Origin of the sequence: Olivibacter jilunii, assembly GCF_900607235.1 — a bacterium.
Classification (GTDB): Bacteria; Bacteroidota; Bacteroidia; order Sphingobacteriales; family Sphingobacteriaceae; genus Olivibacter; species Olivibacter oleidegradans.
Window position 1 is genome coordinate 133,641 of the sequence record NZ_LR027854.1, and the last position, 22,621, is coordinate 156,261.

10 protein-coding genes are annotated in these 22,621 nt (G+C 42.6%); all 10 read right to left on the reverse strand.

The features are described from left to right. Positions 1 to 35: 35 nt before the first annotated feature. The 10 genes from E0E36_RS20690 to E0E36_RS20735 all read right to left on the reverse strand — a co-directional run bounded on the left by E0E36_RS20690 (position 36) and on the right by E0E36_RS20735 (position 22,534). Positions 36 to 4,220 (reverse strand): two-component regulator propeller domain-containing protein, encoded by a 4,185-nt coding sequence (locus E0E36_RS20690; protein ID WP_130857576.1) that lies wholly within the window; start codon positions 4,218 to 4,220, stop codon positions 36 to 38. Positions 4,221 to 4,325: 105 nt separating this feature from the next. Beyond that, positions 4,326 to 5,582 carry a glycoside hydrolase family 88 protein gene (locus E0E36_RS20695; protein ID WP_130857577.1) on the reverse strand — a complete coding sequence of 419 codons (1,257 nt, stop codon included), beginning with the start codon at positions 5,580 to 5,582 and terminating at the stop codon, positions 4,326 to 4,328. Positions 5,583 to 5,592: 10 nt separating this feature from the next. Beyond that, on the reverse strand, positions 5,593 to 7,479 hold the full coding sequence (locus E0E36_RS20700; protein WP_242627349.1) for an alpha-L-fucosidase: 1,887 nt from the start codon (positions 7,477 to 7,479) through the stop codon (positions 5,593 to 5,595). Between the two features lie 127 nt (positions 7,480 to 7,606). Beyond that, entirely contained in the window at positions 7,607 to 8,791 is a 1,185-nt protein-coding gene (locus E0E36_RS20705) for an alginate lyase family protein (protein ID WP_207303793.1), read from the reverse strand. Next, positions 8,788 to 10,935 carry a glycoside hydrolase family 31 protein gene (locus E0E36_RS20710; protein WP_207303794.1) on the reverse strand — a complete coding sequence of 716 codons (2,148 nt, stop codon included), beginning with the start codon at positions 10,933 to 10,935 and terminating at the stop codon, positions 8,788 to 8,790. The genes E0E36_RS20705 and E0E36_RS20710 overlap by 4 nt, the downstream gene beginning before the upstream one ends. Positions 10,936 to 10,946: 11 nt before the next feature. After that, entirely contained in the window at positions 10,947 to 13,514 is a 2,568-nt protein-coding gene (locus tag E0E36_RS20715) for a glycoside hydrolase family 95 protein (protein ID WP_130857579.1), read from the reverse strand. Positions 13,515 to 13,702: 188 nt separating this feature from the next. After that, the gene (locus E0E36_RS20720) at positions 13,703 to 16,171 is read right to left on the reverse strand and encodes a glycoside hydrolase family 2 TIM barrel-domain containing protein (protein WP_130857580.1); all 2,469 of its coding nucleotides are present in this window, start codon (positions 16,169 to 16,171) and stop codon (positions 13,703 to 13,705) included. Positions 16,172 to 16,391: 220 nt separating this feature from the next. Continuing rightward, the gene (locus tag E0E36_RS20725; RefSeq protein WP_130857581.1) at positions 16,392 to 17,846 is read right to left on the reverse strand and encodes an alpha-L-fucosidase; all 1,455 of its coding nucleotides are present in this window, start codon (positions 17,844 to 17,846) and stop codon (positions 16,392 to 16,394) included. A gap of 18 nt (positions 17,847 to 17,864) precedes the next feature. Next, the gene (locus E0E36_RS20730; RefSeq protein WP_130857582.1) at positions 17,865 to 19,433 is read right to left on the reverse strand and encodes a RagB/SusD family nutrient uptake outer membrane protein; all 1,569 of its coding nucleotides are present in this window, start codon (positions 19,431 to 19,433) and stop codon (positions 17,865 to 17,867) included. Between the two features lie 11 nt (positions 19,434 to 19,444). After that, positions 19,445 to 22,534, reverse strand: coding sequence for a SusC/RagA family TonB-linked outer membrane protein (locus E0E36_RS20735; RefSeq protein ID WP_130857583.1), 3,090 nt, complete (start codon positions 22,532 to 22,534; stop codon positions 19,445 to 19,447). Between the last annotated feature and the right edge of the window lie 87 nt (positions 22,535 to 22,621).

The following is a 22,621-nucleotide window of genomic DNA, read 5'->3' on the forward strand; positions in this document are numbered from 1 at the left end:
AAAGTCTAATAACTTGCTTATAGAACACCTTACATTTAGATCATGTTTAGTTTGCTCTTTTGTTCCATCACGTCTTCTATATACCTTTTTGGCGATTTATGATAAAAAGCTTTAAACGATTTACTGAAATATTTCGGATCAGAAAATCCGACTTTATAGGCGATCTCACTAATAGTTAACCCGCTATTCGTCTCAAGCAACTGTGCTGCTTTCTTAAGACGTACAACCTTAATAAATTCCACTAAATTCAAGCCCGATAGTTGCCTTATTTTACGATACAGCACCGTGCGGCTGACTCCCACTTCGCTTGCCAATGCGTGCACACTGAAGTTATCATCGTTTAAATTCTCCTCTACAATTGTGATCACATCGTCCATAAAGCTATTTGTTTCCACAACATCAGTCTTATGTGGTTGCAATAAATACTCCTGAACAAACTTCTCTTTAAGTCGTTTTCTGCTTTCCAACATATTGGCAATTTTCCACGCCAACAATTTAAAGCTAAAAGGCTTCGTAATGTAATCATCTCCACCTTCCTTGAAAGCCTCCATCATATAGGGGTCTGCGGTTCTCGCCGTTAATAAGATGACGGGAATATGATTCGTATTTTTTTCTCCTTTGATCTTACGAAGTAAGCTGATTCCATCGCATGTAGGCATCATTACATCTGTTACCACAATATCCGGCTGTATTGATTCAACAATCGGCCAAGCTTCCAAGCCATCTCCAGCTTCGAGTACTTTAAATTTATCCTGCAAGCTTCCCACAATAAATCGTCGCAATTCTACATTATCTTCTACAATCAGCACGACCGACTGGTTAGTTGAGTTATCAACTACTTCCTCCTCTTTTGCGTCGCAAGAGAGCGCATCGTTTAAATCGTTCACCTTGTGTAGCTCCATTTTGTTTTCATTTGCTAATAATTGCGTTGCTTTGAAGTGTGATTTCCCTAGCGGCAATTCAATTCGGAATACCGTGTTAAAATCATTCAACTCCTTTGCGAGATTACTTCGCACGGAAAGATTTCCATGATGCATTTTCACCAAACCCTGAGCCAATGCTAAACCTACTCCAGAACCGGTGTGGGTTTGATCCTCATAGGATTTCGACTGATAAAATTGAGCAAATATATAAGGAAGATGTTTTTCCGGAATACCGCAACCGGTATCCCAAACCTCGATAATACAGTTTCCGGATGGGTATATCGGCGTTTCTATTTTTTTTTCGATCTGTACCTTGATCCGCCCTTCACTATCGGTAAACTTAAAGGCGTTATAAAGTAAATTGGTGAGCACCTTCTCCATCTGCTCATGATCTATCCAAACATCGACGCCATCATTTATTTTATTTTCAATAGTAATCTGAACATTTTTTTTTGCCGCAAGGAATAGAAAATTACTTACAATTTCTTCCACAAACCGCACAAGGTTTGTTTTCTGTATCTGTAAATCAAGATGGCCACTCTCCTGCTTTCTAAAATCGAGTAATTGATTTACTAAATTCAGCAATCTATTTGCATTCTTATAAGCATTATGCAAAAGCGGCTTCGCATTTGTTGGCAAATCTTCTTCCTGCAAACGCTCAATAGGCCCTACAATTAAAGAAAGCGGCGTTCTAAATTCATGCGATATGTTCGTGAAAAAGTTAAGCTTTGCCTCGTGTATCTCTTTCTGTTTTTCCAAAGCGAGGTGCTCCAGTAGTAATTCGTGTTTTAATTGATTTCTTCCTTTAAGGAACTGGATTACAAAATAGGCGACTATACTTACGAGTAATAGGTATAGACCATAGGCCCACCAAGTTTTCCAAGGTGGCGGCAAAATATGAATTATAAGGCTTGTTGGTTTGCTCCAAATCCCATCATTATTGGTTCCTTTAACCATCAATTCGTAAGTCCCGGGATCTAAATTAGTATAGGTGGCAATGGGTGTATTTACAAAGTTCCAGTCATTATCAAATCCTTTTAACAAATAAGCATATTTATTTTTATCAGCATGTATATAATTCAAAACACTAAATTCAACGCTGAAGACATATTGCTTGTGATTAAGGACCAACTCATCCAATAAAGAAATATCTTTGTCGATGACACTTTGGCTTTCCGGCACTATTTTCTTATTAAACAGGCGTAAATCCGTAAAAACTACAGGCGGTTCAAAATAATTGATACTGATACTGTCCGGATCGAACAATGTAAACCCTGCCGAACTTCCGAAAGCTAAGGTACCATTGGCCAGCTTATGATACGCCCCGTAAATAAATTCATCACCAATTAATCCGTCGATGGTATTGTAATTTCGAACGCTCTCTGTATTCGGATTAAAACAAGATATGCCCGCATTGGTGCTTAACCATAAATTGTGATGGTCATCACTCAAGATTCCGAAAATATTATTTCCGGGCAGTCCCATATTTGCATTAAAGTGCGTAAAGTTGTTATCATTGGGATGGTATAAATTCAGTCCATTCATATAAGTTCCTACCCAAATGCGATGCAAGCCGTCTTCGTGTATACTGATGATGTCGTTTCCGCTAATAGACTTAGGATTATTGGGATCGCAAACAAAAGTCTGAAAATAGTCACTGCCTCGTCGTTTTAGATTTAATCCGTTTTGTGTTCCTACCCATAGATTTCCCTGTGAGTCTTCATAAATGGATCGAACCATGTTAGAGGAGAGCTTTTTATTTTCTAGATTATATTTGTCAAAAGAAAGCGTTCGGTCACCTCTACGCTTAACGTTTAAACCGCCACCGTAAGTCCCTACCCATAAGTCTCCTTTACTATCTTCAGCTAAAGCATATATATTGTCATTGGAAAGTGAACGATCATTGTTTGGGTTATGCTTAATATGTTCAAAATTCGTTGCACCCTTCCGCTTTAAGTTGAGGCCTCCATCGTATGTTCCAATCCATAAGTTACCTTCACGATCAATACATAGCGATTTCACGTTATTGTGACTCAGGCTTCCCGCTTCCCCTGCTTGGTATTTAGCATGTTTGAATTTAAGTTGACGATTATCTAAGTAATTTATCCCGCCACCTTCCGTTCCGATTATTAGGTTGCCCATACCATCTTCGGCGAAAGAGCTTACTACATTATAACTTAGGCTATTGTTATGAGGTTGATGGGCAAAATTTTTAAAAGCCGGTATATCATTATCAATCACATTCAGGCCACCAAAGTAAGTTCCAATCCATATGGATCCCCTTTTATCCTGATATATCGGCCTGATAGAATTGTTGCTTAAGCTGTACTCGTCATTGTCATTAGCGTGAAAACTCTTAAACCGTCCGTGTTCATATAAGCTTAAGCCATTAAATGTTCCTATCCACAGTCTTCCCTTCCGATCTTTGGTAATAGATCGGATATCATTGCTAGGCAGACTGTATGGATCGCCTTCGATATGTTTGTGGTAGCTAATCTCGCCTGTTTTTTCATTCAGCACAGCTATACCGTTGGTTTTTGTTGCAATCCAGAAAACATGAGGACTTATTTCCAAAATGGCTACGGCACGCTGGTCACGCGCTTCCGTTAACCTTGCATAAGTTGGATAAGCGCGGTTAATCCTAAGCTTCTTATAAGGGGGCACATAGCTTGTGGAAACTACACCTTCATCAGTACAAAACCATAGTTTATGTTCACTATCTTCATAAATTGATCGAATATTCTTAAAATATCTTTTTTCGTCACCGATGTCTACAGAGATATTATTAAAAACCAGTTCCGCAACAATTTGCGTATCCTCCTTAATCCGGTAGAGCCCTTGATTGGTTCCCACCCACACCTGATGGTCGTGATCTTCCATAATAAAATGGACCGCGGGTTCGCTTGGAGAACTTGCTGTTTCAACATTAGCTAAGGGAATCCTTCTGAAATTATCAAGTGCACGATCGTACAGATTAAGGCCATTTCCTGTACCGATCCACAATCGTTTCTTGCTATCTTCTGCAATCGACTGGATGAAATTATCACCTAATGAAGTAGTATCTTTTGGATTGTTTCTATAAACAATAAATTTGCGTGCATTATATTTATTCAAACCATCTCGTGTACCGATCCATATGAAACCCTTGTAGTCTTGTACGATCGCAAATACACTTCCTTGAGATAACCCTTCAGTTACGTCGAGATGTAAAAATCGGATATCTTTTGCCTCCAAAATATAGAAGCTTGTTAAAAGACTAATCACTACCAACAAAGGCTTCGCAAAAAAACATTTCATTGATTGAATACTAGGTTAACACTATTTGGTTAGCGTAAAAGTACGGAATATATTAGAAACAATGAGCTTGTTTTGTGATCTGGCCAAAACAAATTGGATGCGTTATTACTTTAGCTTTCTCGCTCTTAATAGCGCTTCCAAAAAATAGTAATCGGCATAGCTTAAAGGCTTATCCACCTCCATTCCTGCCGGTTTAGAACCCGTGCTATGCATGAGAATAAAGCCGCGGTTCCTACCTATGTTAGTGGTATAGTGGTCTATCAAACTGTTTAGAAGGCGTGTAGCTTTTTCTCGGTATGCATTGCGTTCCTTACTAAAACCACTTAGTTCCAATAATGCAGAAGCCATAACTGCAGCGGCTGACACATCTCTGGATTCATTTGGTATTTGTGGAGCGTTGAAGTCCCAATAGGGTACCAAATCATTTGGCATATTAGGCTGGCTGAAAAGCCATTTAGCTATATGATCAGCTTGTTTCAAATAACGGCGATCTCTTGTTTCGCGGTAACACATTGTATATCCATACAAAGCCCAAGCCTGACCTCTTGCCCAAGTCGATTCATCGCGATATCCCTGATGGGTATTCTTTTTTCGCACATTACCCGTTTCAGGATTGTAATCAACAACATGGTAGGTGCTATAGTCGGCGCGAAAATGGTTCTTCATGGTTGTATTTGCATGGCTGACCGCAATTTTATAAAAAGAAGAATCGCCCGTGAGCTTGGTAGCTGCAAACAGCAACTCTAGGTTGAGCATATTGTCAATAATAACAGGAAAATCCCACTTATCGTTGTTATGATCCCAAGAGCGTATACAACCCACTTTTGGATTAAAACGGGTTGCCAAGGTTTTTGCGGCTTGAATAAGTACTTCCCGATCATGCGGATCATCTGTTAAGCGATAACCATTACCGACGCTACAATAGATTTTAAAGCCCATATCGTGCGTTCTGCCATTGTATTGTTCGTCTTCTATCATAGTCGTAAGCCTACGGGCTTCCCGTTTCCAATCTTGGTTACCCGTATACTCGTAAAGATACCATAACACACCCGGGAAAAAACCGCTTGTCCAATCGCTTCGCTTTACCACAATTAAATCCCCCTTTTCTGACAGCGACCGGGGAGAAACCAAGGAGGTATCTGATTGGTGAACAGTCGCTAACTCCTTGATCATTAATTTGGATTGTCTTTCAGCCAATTGCCACATTTCTTTTTCTTTTGGGATTACTTGGCTATAAGACAAGTGCGGAAGGAACAAATAGTAAAACAATAGTTGGCATGCAATTGCAACACTGCATTGGGATGCAATTCGCTTCGGTTGTTTCAGGTCTGACTGACGGGTATTGACGAATATAAAAATCATAACTAGTTTTTTAAGGATTAATAGGTATTAACTGAATTTCAAACAGTTTCATAAGTTCATCTCCCACTATTCGATCAGCTTTGAGCTCAAGCATAGACCGTGAATCAGTAAGTGCGATTTCCCCTAAGTCATCTATTACAAAATCTTCGTTCGGTTTATTCTTTTTGGTTTCGCCTTTTAACATCTTTTCACCTATACTGATCTCGTATAAACTACCTAGGGTGTTAGCACTATATTTTATCCTTAACCGGTAAGGTGCAGGTTTGATGACACGAATTGGCCAGTACATTTTTTGTTTGCAAGTTTTCCATCCATCAACATAGTATCGGTTCGACTTCCCATCGCCATACTTAAATTCCTTACCGATCAATATAGCATCAAAGGCAAGTAAACGATTTGGAATATGATCATTCAAAAGTCGGGCGTTATCTACCGACAACACCTTATTTTTCAATTCAATAACGATTACACTATTAACTGGATCCGGCGCCTGAGCAGGAAGCTCAATAGCGAGATCTTCTAAGGTGATCCGCGCTGTAGCGAAGTTTTTTTTCTGATTATTTAAGCAATATGCTCGCCGGATTTCGTTTTTCAGACCTCCAACCAGTAACCTTCCGTCCTTTGGCCAATTGAACACATGTAAGTATAATTTATCTTCGCGCTGCGTAACTACGCCCCAGGATTGAACAGGTAGAGTTGTGGGAGTTGATCCATAGATACTTTCTTTATTCTTGTTAATCCAAATTCCAATGCTATCCAATATCCGCGTATCCTTTGGATCAAAGGCTCCGTCCCCCATTGGTCCGACGTTCATGAGTAGGTTACCTCCTCTTGAAGCGGCTTTTGCCAATAAACGGATAAAGAACGAGGCGGGTTTATGACTATGATCATATTTGGAGTATCCGTAGGATTCATTGGTAGTAGGAATGGCCTCCCAGTCGCCCTTTACCGGATAAAATTCCGCGGGTCTGTCGGCCGTGTTCAAGTAATCGCCAAAATTTCCGCCCGTACTACGCGCGAGGCGGCCGTTAACGACGACCTCAGGATCAGTTTCTCGTATTGCTTTCAAAATACGCAGATTTTCCGAGAAAGGTAATTTGTGCGGCGTATCGAACCATAATATATCCGGGTGGTAATTAAGCAATAGCTCCCGAATTTGTGGAATGGCCTTTTCATTTACATATCGTTGGGCTTTCGGAAGCCATCCCGGATGCTTATCATACCAATCGGCACCTCCGATCAATTTATCACCACCGGGATTATGGTACTCCCAATCATTACCGGGCGCATCCGGATGTTCCCAATCAAAAGCGTGCGAATAGTAAAAGCCGAATTTCATACCATATTTGCGGCAAGCCTGTGCTATTTCGGCCATGGGGTCACGATGAAAAGGCGTTTGCTTTATACTATTAAAATCGGAATATTGCGTATTATACATTGCAAAGCCGTCATGATGCTTGGCTGTAACGATAAAGTAGTTCATCCCGGCTTTTTTTGCTGCCAGTACCCACTGTTCTGCATTAAAATGTACCGGATTGAATTGCTTTGCCAAAGCTAAGTAATCACGTCGACTGATCTTCTCCTTACGCATCAAATGCTCCGCATAACCGCCCACTTCCTTGCCTTTCCATTCGCCACCTGCATGCGAATAAACTCCCCAATGAATAAACATACCAAATTTGGCTTCCCGCCACCAAGCAATCCGTTGGTTGTGTTTACGCATGGCGGCGGTCCACCACCCCGCTTTCGCCTCTTCAATAGCTGTGATATCCCGCATCTTTGGATCATTGTACATTTTTGTTCCCTCGTCACCCACGTCCTGTGCATACAGCGCAGTGTTCAGCATACAAGCAATACTAAAGACTTGAAAGTATAAAAGGTAATTTCGTTTTCTCATTATTTTATCCGTTATCAGATTTCTGCAATCGTCTTCGACCCACACTAACTATTTTACTATTCTACCATTTAACAACCCAACTATTTAACCACTCAACTATTCAACTATTAACCAGTTAACGACTCAACTACCTAAACCAAATAATAGGGTTTCGAATTGGTAGATTTCGAATTACTTCTTCTACCTTTGGCTCATGATCGAGCTTTTTCCACGTGGCTAACCAAAGCTTCTCGTCGAAGGCTTTCGCACCGAACAATAAAGCGGGCTGTGCAACCGGCCAATAATCCCAATACATCACATCTTTTGCATAGGGCCAAGTGTCCTTTTCTTTTATGTATGGAAACATGAAGGTCATTCCCTTTTTTATCGAACGCCCATCTGCCAATTGAAAATCCCATAAATTATCCGTCGGTATGGAAGCTATTTGACATAACATAACCATGGCGTCCAGATTGAAAAGCGAATAACCATAAGGTTTGGTACGTTTAAGTTCACGTGGAAAGCTACCATCCTGTGCCATTTGATTAGGTAACAAAACCGTCTTGTATCGTTTGCGACAAAAATCCAGCAATTGCTCATCACCCACGAGCTTCGCAAAGGAAGCCACTTGCATTGTCCAACAGGTCCCATGGTTATTCTCTGCACTCATTTCATCCTTACCATAGGGATGATTGATCAGCCACGCTAAATAAGCCGAAAACCATGCTTTAAATTGTTTTAGCCGTCCATTAGAAAAAACCGCAGCATCCTTCATGACTAAAATTCCCTGTGCAACTTCCATGAGATGAATGGTATCAATGATACCAATGCCCCTCCCGGTAAAGCGTCCTTTAATTGCCTGTGCGTACAAAAGATTAGGATTCATCCGCGTTTCAGGATTCACAAACCATGCTTCCAGATGCTTCAAGGCATGCATAACATATTTTTCGTCATTAGTTAGCCGATAAGCGGAAGCCAAGGCACCTACTATCTGACTAAAGCGGATCATTGCCTTGCGGTGAGCGACAAAGTTATCCGGATTTGTCATACCATCACGTTGTATATAAGGACCATTTGGATCCGCGGGATTAGGCCACCAATAATCACCTTCAGAAAAGAAATCGTGCTTTCCCCCGCTGCTTCTTGACGATTGCTCCGCTGTAATCGTTACCGGTTGCTGTTGCATAGCCCATGCTGCTCGCCGTAAAATCTGCTTGCCTAGAATTTGTTCCGCCTCTTTTTCATAAGACGTATCGATCGCCAGGTCTACCCACGATACGCACAAGCTACCCACCAGCAAGCATACATAGATCATGTAGTCTAAATACCTCATGGCGTCATGAATTTAAACGTTACCTTTTCGATCGTATTTGGCTTCCCTTTTTCGGGCGGTGCTATCCAACCCTCCCAATTGCCCTCCTTCCCACGTTCAACCTTTATCTTTCTAAAACTATATTCTCCATTTTCATAATCATAACTTTCGCCGTCATCCTCGTATAAATCATATTCACCGTTTTTTTTACCATAGTGCCTAACCTCAATAGCGACTTGTTCACCAGCTTTAGGTGCATGTAGCAAAGGAGGCATGAATGGTATTATTCCTCCATCTTTCACATATACCGGTATTTTATCTAAGCCCGGTGTGGCGGTGATGGTTTCGCCATTGCCTACATATGCCCCCGTGTAAAAGTCGTACCAGTTGCCTTTCGGCAATAGCACTTCTCTGCTCGTCTGCCCCGTAAACATGGGTGCCACCAGAAGATATTCACCCGCCATATATTGATCCTTAATTTCTCGATGATATGCTTCTGCGTAAGGATTCTTTTCCAGATCGTTTGTCACTACCTTTTTTGATTCCCCTAGCGTAAAACCCTCTTCTAAATTCATAGCGCGAAATGGCGGCGTTCCTTCAAAATGATATTTAGCAAATTCGCTGTACCAATAAGGCATCATGCGCATTCTCAAAAGTGCTGCTTCTTTTACGTGCGCCTCCACATCGGGAAAAGACCAGGGTTTTGTGCCGCTTGCCCAGGCATTAATCATGGCCATCGGAGAAAAAATAGTCGACTGGAAACGCCGTAACCATTCCTCTTCACTCTTGGAAGCACGAACTTCCGGTGTCCACAGCACGCCGGCGAAACCACTATTTACCAATGCGGTAATAAAATCTTCATGCTTGTAATAGTCGTTATAAATAACATAAGGGAATGATACCGCACCCGCATTGGATCCTCGTATTAAACCATAAGTGCGCTTATTCTCCTTTCTATATAAGCCCGTACTATATCGCTGCATAAGCACGCCATAGGTCTGCCGCATCTGTTCGGCAGCATAACCGGAAGGAAAGGATGCCACATCAGGCCACAAATAGTGATCGCCTCCATCAACTTCATCTATCTTATAACCGCTAATGCCAATATCGACTTGGCTTCGTTGCCATTGAGAAAAGAGGGTGTTTCTAGCTTGCGCCATCATTAAGTCGGGCACCAAGCCTACCCATACCGTATGGGAGGAGGTAAAAGGTTTAATTTCTTTAAAAATCGGCGACGCGGGAGAAACATAGGGGTTCGTCCACAAATTAATTCGGACACCTTTTTTTAGCAATCTTTGCACCAAAGCTTCTGGATTGGGAAAGCGCTTTGGATCCCATTCAAAAGTACAAGGGTATGATTTGCTTTGCCATCCGGGCTCCAAGCCTACAAAATCCAAAGGATATCCCCTTTGTTCAAAAGCTTTCACCTCCTCTTCCACCTCTTCAGCATTGTACAGTCGTTGGACGCGCTGGGTAAAACCTAATCCCCAGCGAGGCGGCAATACACCACCCCCATTAAATAAATTGAATCGACGAACGGCATCCAAGGGTGTCGGTCCACCGAAGACATAAAACTCCACACCCGCAGCAGGGACCAATATTTCAACCGCATCGCTATAAGGTCGTGCTGTCCAGGTTTTATCAACGTTGCGATCCTTTGCTTGAGGGGGGTGTTTACTATCCTTTCGCACTGCAGAACCAGCGTATACATCCAAGTAACGTGCGCTATTGATAAAAACGCCATAACCATTTGAAGAAACATAAAAAGGGGTAGGTGCATGTGTTCGGCCATTATCTACCCCTCCATAATGGTCGACATGTAATCGCAAAATTTTCCCTCGCTGATGCACGGACTGAAAGTGAAGACCGAAACCAAATAGTTGTTCCAACGAATCCAAAGGAAAACGCAGGTAGGTTTTTCCATCCACCGTACCTCCATAAACATCAGCCATTACGAACGGAAATGAAGTATTACTCAACTTTCGAATTGCTTCCGACCGGGGCGTCACACCAGCGGCAGTTAATAAGTTATAAGATTCAGGCTTCCCTACGACGCCTTTCCAAACACCTGGCAATACTTCCGTCCAATTAATTTCCTGCCCGTAACTTTTAAAGCATGTTATGAGCAGAAAAAATAAAAGTTTATAATAACGTATATTATTCATTCAAATGAGTTTTACAAGGGCACAATCGTATATATTCGCCCTTTTTCCGTTGGAAAATCTATTACATAGGTTTCTTTTAAGTTCAGGGATTGCAAAGAAGCCTGCCCATTTTGCTCAAAGCGTGGTTTTTCAGGCTTCATTAATAATTCATTTTGAGAAGCATTTCTCAAAGATTGACCGGTAGTTTCCAACACTTTAACCGGAATAGGTGTTCTTAATCTACAATTCCCCCCCAATTCCGAACGAATAAGCGCACGTGTTAAATTTCTATTTGCCCAATTGATTTCAACTGTAAAATTTCCGCGTGCCTTTATGCCCTTAATACTGCCTGCTGGCCAAGCGTCTGGCAAGGCAGGCAGCAATTGAACTTCTCCGGCATGGCTTTGCAATAACATCTCGGTCATGCCGGCGGTTGCGCCAAAATTCCCGTCAATTTGAAACGGTGGATGTGCATCGAAGAGGTTCGGATATGCACCACCTCCGCTCATCTGTTCCTTTTCTTCATTCGGGTCGATATAACGCAACGCATCCTTCAAAATCTTGTAAGCATGATTTCCGTCCTGTAAGCGAGCCCACCAGTTGGTTTTCCAAGCCATTGACCAGCCAGTACTCACATCGCCTCGGTGAATCAACGACTGTTTGGTTGCTGCTGCCAATTCCGGAGAGCCGAGTACGGTTATTTGATTACCTGGATAAAGACCAAATAGATGAGAGATATGCCGATGTTTATCTGCTGGATCATCCCAATCTTGGTACCACTCCTGTAATTGTCCGTATTGGCCGATATGATACGGATAAAGCTTTGCTTTAGCCATTATCAATTTTTCTTTAAAATCTTTATCACTTCCCAAAATATCGGCAGAACGAATACAGGCATTAAACAATTCCCTTATGATTGCCATATCCATGGTAGAAGCCATTGACAACTGATGCTCCTTTCCAGCGATTTTAACCGTATTTTCAGGTGAAGTTGACGGGTTAGTAATAAGATAATGGCTACCGGGATCTTCAATAAGCCAATGTAGCATAAAAGAAGCGGCTCCCTTCATCAAAGGATAAGCTTCCTCTTTGAGAAACTTTTTATCGCCGGTATAGAGATAATGTTCCCACAAATGCGTACAAAACCAAGCACCTGCCATAGGCCATGCCGACCACCGAGGCATGCCTTTGGGGTCCCAGTCGTAACCGCCGGGAGGCGATGTTTTTGCCCATAAATCGGAGTTATGATGTGTCACCCATCCATCGTCAATGTTATAATTCACTTTAGCTGTCACCGCTCCATTAACTGCCAATTCTTTCATAAAATCAAACAAGGGTTGATGACATTCGGAGAGATTGGTATTTTCTGCTAACCAATAATTCATTTCGGTGTTGATATTGGTGGTATAATTACTCCCCCAAGGCGGTTGAACCATATCATTCCATATTCCCTGTAAGTTTGCCGGCCTCCCTCCCGGCCTAGAACTAGCGATCAATAGATAGCGGCCATACTGATAATATAAAGCCTGTAGCGCATTATCCGATTTCCCTTCTGCTAAACGTAACATTCTTTCATCAATGGGTAATCGCACAGCTTCCGGATCTTTCCCTAAGTCGATAGACACTCGGCGAAAGAGTGCCGCATGGTCCGCTATATGCCGCGACTTCACTTCCTGATAGCTTGATTTTGAAGCTCGTTCCATACAAGCTGCCGCTTCTACGGCGGGGTCCTTCCCGTTCAAACCCGGCGATTTATCAAAACCGTTAAAGCTCGTTGCTTCTGTTAGCCAAAGTATTACCGAATCGGCTCCTGAAACACACAATCTATTGTCGTCCGTTTTTACTTCACCGCCTATTGCTTGCACTTTCACATGTATTTCGAAGTTCATACCTTCGCCATCCCTGTCGTCATAAACAATCTGTTGTGGCTCATATTCACGGTTTGCGACAAATTTGGGCGCTTTCCCTTGAAGTATCAAATAATCATGACGAGTGGCCTTTGTTTGATGTTTCAATTTACTTGTTAACGCGACATCAAAGGCGACTGCACCCGGTTTATTCGCTGTTATTCGTATAGCCATCGTCTTATCAGGTCGGCTGATGAAGGTCTCACGTGTATACATTACCCCACGATAAGTATATTTTATCGTAGACAGGGCCTTATCAAGATCCAAATCGCGTTGATACGAAGTAGTCAATGAATCGGGACGATGAAAATCGAGTAATAAGTCGCCAAGCGGTAAATAGCGAGCCGAGTAGGGACCCTGCATTTGCTTCCATAAACTTGCCGCTTTTTCATAGTCGCCGTCAAAAATGGCCCTTCGTACCCGTGGGAGTATTTTGGGGCCATTTGGATTATTCCCTGGATTAGGAAAGCCCGACCAAAGGGTATTGTCGTTCAGTTGATAGCGTTCTACTTGAACACCCCCAAATACCATGGCCCCTGTTTTGGCGTTGCCCAACGGCAAGGCCTCTTCCCAAACCGATGCCGGTTTCGTATACCATAATTTTAGTAACTTTTCTTGCTCTTGCGTATTACCCATTAATGTGGCAAAGACACAGCTTGCGAACACAAAAAGAGAGATCTTAGGTTTATTCATTTTCTATTTGGTTATTATCCCACGCTCAAATTTGGATTCAAATCGTCATCGACCTTCCTTTGTATTTATTAAGTGTTCGATCGCGCCATGCTAAAATGTAGACACCCACTATTCAACTACTAAACTACTCAACCATTTAACTACTCTACTACTCAAGCATTTAACGACCCTACTCCTTTACGATTTAACTATTGCAAGTTCACAAAAGTCGTTTCCATCCCCTCCGACTGCACGCTAGCTACGCATTTCCCCTTTGCTAGGCGCACTTTAATCATCGCCCGACCATTGTAAGCCTGCACCTTCCGCGAGCCATCGGAGGTTCCCTGATTGTCGATCAAACTTCCATCACCCACAGCTGAAAAGTGTAACCAATTTTGGGCATCCAAACACAGGACACCTTTCGCATCCAGCAAATCAGCCTGAAGGGTGACAATGTCGCCCTCACGGTCGACTTCCTGTAGGTTCATTCGTACGGGTTTATCCCATTTTGCTGTTAGATAGTTTTGCCTAAGTTCATCGCTCACCATCTCTTTTCCATTTTTTGCTACGGCTTTAAAATGGTTTTCACCTTCACGAAGCCGCACCATCCATCGTAAACCAGCGGCAGGAAAATCTTGTACATTTCTTTTTTTAATTCCCATACTTTTTCCATTAACAAAAAGCTCCACCTCTTCTGCATTGGAATAGACCTTGATCATTTTTTCTTCATTCGGTTCACCCCAGCGCGTTGGCCAAGTGTGCCCGTAAATATGTACCATTGGCTTTTTAACCCAATAAGATTGGAACACATAATAGGCTTCCTTTTTATTTAAATTACGTTCTACAACACCCTTTTGATTCACATACGGTACTGGATTATCCGGCCTCACCGGTGTAGAAAAGTCCTTAAAAGGCCAATAAGCTGTTCCCGTTAACCAAGGCATATTTTCCTGTTCTTTCAAGTGCCAATCAATCAGATTGCAGATATAACTTTCACTCCAGTCACCATCTTTTGAAACCCTCGCTGCCCCACCATACAGCGACGCATCCCCCGCTCTTTCATCCACCCCATCTCCTGTTGTAATCTTCGCTAAGGCTTTGTCCGGATTTTCGGCATGTCGGCGTGCATGACTATCACCTCCCCATTCGACATGAAGGAAATGGTTGACTTTTTTCATTTCCTCTTCCGAAGCCTGTTTATAATCAGTGTACAAACCTCGGTACCAACCAGCCCAGATAGACGGCGAGTAAACATCTACGATATCTTTACAAAAGTCGCAGCGCCGAATAGCTGTTTTTCTTGATGGATCTAAGCGGTGAGACAGATCGTTCAGCTCCTTCATAAAGGCTCTAATTTTCTCCTTATCAAATACTGAGAAATCGCCTGGCCAGTCATTTTCATTTCCCAATCCCCAGATAATAATGGACGGATGATTATAATGCTGCTCGATCATATTAGTCAACATTTGTCGCGCTTGCGCTTGATACTGTTCTCCTCCCAGGCCACCCCTGCACCATGGAATTTCTTCCCAAACCAGCATACCGAGGCTATCGCAGGCATTCAGAACAACCCTCGACTGTTGATAATGTCCCAATCGGATGAAGTTAACCCCCATCTCTTTCATGAGTTGCATTTCTTTAAGGATCATGGAATCCGTCATGGCTGCCCCAACACTGGCATGATCTTCATGCCGATGGGTACCGCGTAGTAACAAACGCTCTCCATTCAGATAAAATGGCCCCTTCTTTTTAAACTCGAAATGTCGAAATCCTATTTTTTCTTCTACCGTACAGCTATCCATTCCTGTTTTTGCAGTCACGATTAACTTGTATAATGACGGCTGGGCAGGACTCCATAAAATCGGCTTCTTAACGTTCAGGCAAGCTAAATCAATTTCTTTTATTTGTGTCGATACCTCTTTTTCAAATTGTGCCACCTGTTCCCCTTGTGGATCTAAAAGACGGATATCTACTTTTAAATTTCGGCTGCCGTCATCACGCAAGAACCGTGCGCTGATGTGCAACGAACCCTCCTTACCTTGAGGATCCACACTCACTTTAGTAAAAACCCTATCAATGGAAGCTTGTGGTATATATTGCAGGTTAAGATGCCGATAGATACCCCCATATAGATTAAAATCGGATAGATCGGAGGGAATCATTTCCAGGTCACGGGAATTATCTGCTCGAACAATGATAGGAACCTGTCCGTGAAATTGTTTTTCACAGATGGGGTTTGCGGTAAAGGTTTTTACCGCATCCGTAATATCCACCACCCATTCGTCGTAGCCACCGATATGTTCAGCTACCTTTGTTGTATAAACATAAACCTCCGTTTTTTGTCCGACGCCTTCAAAATGCAAACGCGTCCGCCCATTTTGATAAGGGTTATCAACCTTTATGTTTTTCCGATACCATCCAGGACCTTGGTAATAATTTACATCCGGATCGACCCCGTCAGTTGCATTGAAGCAGTGCGGTAAGTCAACCTGCTGCCAAATCGGCACCGCTTCCGGATTGCCTTTCCCAACGGGTCTTACGGCTTCCCAAATACCGCCTAAATCACTTTTTAGAAACTCCCAACTTTTATCGATACGACGGGTTTCTTGACTACGAGCGGTTAAAAAGAAACTTATAAAAAAATGTGTATATAATAAACAATATTTTAACCTAAACATAATGTATTAACTACTCAACCATTTAACTACTTAACTACTCGACCATTTAACTACTTAACTACTCAACCATTTAACCACTTAACTACTCAACCATTTAACCACTTAACTACTCAACCATTTAACCACTTAACTACTCAACCATTTACCACTTAACCACTTAACTACTCAACCATTTAACCACTTAACTACTCAACCATTTCACTACTCAACGATCAACCACTTAATCCAATGCACCACTTTTCATCATTTTTGCAGGTAATCCGTGTTTTACAGCCTCCACATGACCTTTTAGCTCCAGTTTAACAACAGTCGCCACCTTATCAGGTGCTTCTAAAGGAAGAGCTATTGAGACCGTATCCCCTTTGTTACCCGCCTTTATGATTTGCCCGTTGGCCAAAAGCATCGCAGATAGCACCTTGTTTCTCAATTTAGGGACAACCAATTTCCCGTCCGAGGGCCAGTCAAATACAGATAAATAAAGAATGGTGTTATTTCCGGTCTCTTTCATGGTGCATCTACCCCAATTCAATGGAGCAAGTGGACTAGCCTTAGTTGCGTAAATAGCTTCCCCATTTACTTTCATCCAATCACCGATTGCTTTCAACCGATCGATGCTTTCTTTGGGGAAAGTACCGTCGGGCTTAGGGCCGATATTCAGCAAGTAGTTTCCTCCCTTAGAGGCAATATCGATTAAGTTTTGGATAAGGGTTTCGCTTGATTTCCAGTTATTGTCAGAAGTTCGATATCCCCAAGTCCCATTCATGGTCATACAAGTTTCCCAATACTTTCCATCCAGTTCACTGAAGTCCGGAATCTTTTGCTCGGGGGTTTTCGTATCTCCCGGAAAGTTGGGTCTTTTCAACCGATCGTTCGTGATAATATGGGGTTGCAGTTTAAGTTGTTCCTGTAATTTAAGCGCCGCTTCATCCGTCATATTCGTTGGTGTATCCCACCACAGTATCGCAATATCGCCGTAATTACTAAGCAGTTCTTTTACCTGCGGCACAGAAACCTTATTGATATACTCATCAAACGAAACCGTTTCCTGAGCAGGATCCCAATGCCCTTTATGAGTTAAGGTATATGCATCTATCCGAGCCGAATCAGGGTTTGGCCATCCTTCTCGCATTAATTTTCTGGCTGCCGATCCGCCGGGATTATTCCAATCTTGGGCCTGGGAATAATAAAAGCCTAACTTAATCCCATATTTTCTACAGGCCTCTGCCAAAGGCTTTAACAGATCGCGGCCATAAGGGCTTGCATCCACTACATTCCATTTACTGGCAGCAGTTCTAAATAAGGCAAATCCATCATGGTGTTTAGCGGTAATAATCAAATATTTCATACCGGCTTCTTTCGCCATTCTTACCCATTCATCCGGGTTGTAGTGCACCGGATTGAACTTTTTAGCAGCAGCCTGGTATTCGGCTACCGGAATTTTACAACGGTTCATAATCCACTCAGCGCCACCTCTTGCCTGTTCGTGGCCTTTATAAACACCAGCAAATTGGGCATACACGCCCCAATGGATAAACATGCCAAATCGGGCTTCTGTCCACCATTTCATTCGCTCTTTACCCTTCTCAACCGGTATTTGTGCATTTAAAAGCTGTAGTGGAAGTACCAAGCTCATGGAGAGTAAAATTATCCGTGCCAATTGTCCGAACTTGTTCATCTTACATAAGGTTAACAGTTAAAAACCGGGTGTTTGCTTATAGCCCTCGTTCCCTAAACTTCGGGCGATATCGACCTCAGACTGCGGAACCGGCCATAACGTGTCACGCGCTTGGAATAATCTTGCGGCACCATCGGGATCTTGGATCGTATCCATAACTTCTTTGATAACCCCCCAACGTTTTAAATCGAAATAACGTTGCCCCTCTAAAGCAAGTTCAACCCGCCGTTCCTGCCTGATTACTTCTCGAAGTTCTTCCCGACTATAACTATCATTGAGGTTAAACAAGGGCATGTTCACATCGGAACGAGAACGGACCTGATTCAGTGCGTCGATAATCGTCTGATCGGGTCCACTGCTTTCATTTTTCGCCTCAGCGTACATAAGCAATACATCGGCATAACGTAAAAATACCCAATCTTGATCACTTTGCGTAGCATAGCTGGTTGGCCATTTTGATTCGTTAATATATTTACGCGGCAGGTAACCGCCCAACACATTCTCAAAGACGGGATCAAAGGCCGAGGAAGCATCTGTCCCGCGCCAAACGCCTTCATAAATAATGGATGCTTTCAAACGCGGATCTCGATTTTCATAAGGATTACTCGGATCATACAAAGGAGATTCCGTAATAGGCTTACCGTCCGTGCATGTGTAACTGTCTACCAAATAGTATAAAGGTTGCACGGCCTTCAAGTAAGAATACATCATGTCAGCAGGACTGTACATATTAGGTGGCAGAAACTTTGCTGAAAACATAATCTCGGGATTATTATTTTGGCCGGGTTTTCTAAAGAGATTCCGATAACCTCCCTGATAAATAGAAAATACTTTTTCGTCGATAATTATTTGCGCCGTGTTGGCAGCAGCGTCCCATTGTTTATTGGTGAGCAGTACTTTGACCTTATACCCTAAAGCAGATCCCCGCACCGCATGTCCACTATAAGAAGTGTTAGGTAGGTGTTCAATCGCAAAATCAAGGTCTTCCAAAATGGCAGAAATGATCGCTGCTTTTGGCGTTCGAGCCAACATAGCACTTGCTTCATCTAATCCTAATGGTTGCAGCGTTAAAGGAACGTCGCCATACAAACGAGTAAGTAAAAAATAGTAGTGCGCTCTGATAAACCTTGCTTCGCCTTTATATATATTGCGTTGCTCTTCACTCAGTGTAGCGATCTTATCGATATTGGCAAGTAAGCGGTTACAAGCACCGATCGCTTGATAGGATATCTCATACCCTTCCGTTTGCATCCCGCCGGTTGTAGGCGTTATTCCCGACCGGGAAATCACATTAAAGCTATTGGAACTGCTGGGGACGAAGGCATCGTCAGAAAGCCCATCCCAGAGCATGGAAGCGCCACCCCAACCACCACGAGCTGCAGTGGAGGATGTTGCATTGTATCCTCTACTGAGGAACTCATAACAACCTGCCAACGCTAAATCCGCATCGCTTTTTGTTTTCCAAAAATTCTGCTCCGAAATCTTATCGGTTGGATCCTTCTCCAACAAGTCTTTTGTACAACTATTTAGACTAAGTGCTGCAAGCGTAACCAAAGTAATATATATTGTTTTTAATGTAAGCTTCATAACATCAGGTTTTAAAAGGTTATACTAGTACCGAATGCAAATACTTTATTCTGCGGGTGCGTTACATATCTTCCTGAAGTAGCTCCCCCGCCGGAAGATACACCACGCTCAGGATCCAAACCAGGGAATTTTGAAAAAGTCAACAAATTATCTCCTGCAAAATAGATTCGTAGACCACTGATTCCGATTTTACTTAGCATGCTTGCCGGTAAGTTGTATCCGAGCTGGACATTCTTCAATCGTAAGAAAGATGCATCCTTAAGAAAAAAGGTCGAAGCAGTTCTAACATTATTGGCGGCTGGCGTGCCCTCGGCTCCCACTATTGGTAAGCTTGCATTCGGGTTTTCAGGCGTCCAGGAATCCTCCATCCAATCGCGGGTGAATACACCGCCTTGCCGAAATGGAACAATCCCCCACTCACTTACGAATATCTTCTGTCCTTGTGACCCAAAAAGAAACACGGTCAAATCAAAATTTTTCCAGGTAGCCGAGGCGTTAAAAGAATAGTCAAAATTTGGAAACGCACCTGGAACCACTACCCGATCATTATTATCCACTTGATGATCACCATTGACATCAGCAAATTGCAAGTAGCCTGGTTTTGCAGGAATTTGTTGAACAGGAGCATTAGTAATATCATCCTGCGAGCGAAAGATACCGATGTTTTGCAGCAAGTAGAAGCTTCCATAGGGCAACCCTTCACGGATAATCGTGTTTCCCTGAATGCGCTCGGCCCCATATTTAATCACTTTATTACGATTGGCTTGAATATTTCCACTCAAGCTCAACGCAACTTCTCCAAAGGTCTCCCTATATTGTAAACCAAGCTCTACGCCTCGGTTCCTCAATTCTCCGTAATTAACCGTTGGCGCCGCCAAGCCAATATAAGCGGGGAAAGCGGTTGAAGAAGATAAGATATCAGAAGTAACCTTATTGTACCAATCAAAATTGGCAATTAATTTATTGTTAAAGAAACCAAGGTCAACACCGAAATCGACAACAGTGGTGCTTTCCCACTTAATGCGATTATTTGCCATGGCTTCCTGACGAGCAGCCTGCTGTAACGATTCTTCAAATGGATAAGCGTAAGACGAATTCAACACCGTTTGATAAGGATAATTACCGATGTTCTGATTCCCCAAGGTACCAATAGATGCCCGCAACTTGAGGTCACTCATAACAGCTTTTAATCCATCTCCGTAAAAAGCCTCTTCAGCTATACGCCAACCTCCTGATACAGAAGGAAAAAACGCCCACTTCAAATCTTTAGGGAAGCGGGAAGAAGCATCGTAACGCGCATTTCCTTCTAATAAATACTTCCCTTTGTAATCGTAATTTATTCTTCCATAATAAGATCTGAGCGACCATTCTTCTGTGACACCTTCATTTGTTTGCTGTCCTGCACCACCGGCATTTAGCTCAGGTACTTCATTGCTAGGGAATTGCAAACGACTACCTAAAAGCATCTGGGTTTTATTATATTCTACTTGCGTGCCGGCTAGCACTTTTAAATGATGATTACCAAACGATTTATCATAAGTAAGTTGGGTATAACCTACGGGATATACATTATTATCGTCCGTAACCGTCAGACCTTGTCCGCCAACATCGAGAAGTCTACTTGATGCATCATTCGGCCCCGCAAACCAGAGATATTGTTCAACGACCGGCTTAAAAGTATAGTTTTTAGAAAAGCTATAATTCAAGCCACCACTTGTTCTCCACTCTAATCCTTCCAGCAATTTAACATTCAGAAAAAGATTGCCCTGCATATAATAGTTGTTTAACTTGGTTAAGGCATTTTCCGCCACAGCTACCGGATTTTTGTTAGGTGACTGGAAAGGATAGGCTCGGGAGGTATAACGACCACTGCCATCCGGCAGGTAAGGGCCATAGAGTGGTGACTGACTAATGGTGGATAGAAATTGATCTTCGCTCCCATTCCTCGGATATTTTCGGTCTCCATAGTTCAAGGTGATGCTGGATCCGAAATTAATTCGTTCATTGATCTTCGCGTTCAGGTTTATCTGTAAATTGTACTTTTTGAAAGAAGTCCCAACCATAATATCCGGTTGATCAACGTAGCCAAGAATAACGTTATAAGTTGTTCCACTTCCTCCCCCACTAAGTGATAGGTTATGCGTTTGTACCGGTACTGTTTTAAACACCGCATCTAACCAGTTAAAATCAGGATATAAATTTTTATCCGTGGCATTTGCATAAGCGTCAATCATTTCCTGACTGAACATCGCATTGGAATTCGTGATGCCCGAGTTTATAGCAGCCTGATTATATAACTTCATGTAATCGACTGAATTATATACAAAATCCGGCAGCGACGACGCCTTGGTAATGCCGATATTGTAATCGTAGGTCAGCTTGGCTTTACCTGCCTTCCCCTGCTTAGTAGTAACCAGTATCACCCCATTTGCGGCCCTAGCTCCGTAAATAGCAGCTGAAGCCGCATCTTTTAGTACCGTAACATTTTCGATGGCCTGCGGGTTCAGATTTGTTAGGCTTCCCGGAATACCATCTACAATAATCAGTGGCGAAGCGGAGGCCCCATAGGAACCCAAGCCTCTCACTTGCAGATTCACGTTCTCATTTCCAGCTTCGCCGGAGGCTTGCGTAACGCGCAAACCGGGCATTCGGCCTTGAAGCAACTGTGTCGGATTAGTAGCAATTCGCTTATTCACCACATCGCCATCTACAGAAGCAATGGCACCTGTTAAGTTTACCTTCTTTTGCGTTCCATAACCCACAACGACTACCTCGTCCATTTGATTGCTGAGCTCCTGTAATATAATATTAACTTGCTTTTGTCCGTTGACGGTCGCCTCCTTCGTTGCCATACCAACCTGACTAAAAATCAGCACATCTTGAGACTCCACCTGTAATTGGTAAAGCCCGTTAGCATCTGTTGTTGTACCTTTATTTTTTCCTTTAACCCTGACACTTACTCCCGGAGCAGTTTGTCCATCAGGCGTTGTCACTTTACCAGATACGGTGCTATTTCCCTGTGCCAGCGCACAGAAGCTCAAAGCACAAGTTTGAAATAATAATAGTACTATAAATAGTCCTCTTGTAAATTTACCCTTCATCTTTTTTAGTTTATGCGGTTAGCCATCATTAGGTTTGTGCACAAAAGTCTCAATTCGCTCCAATCTCTAAGGGTAATTTTCGTTCTA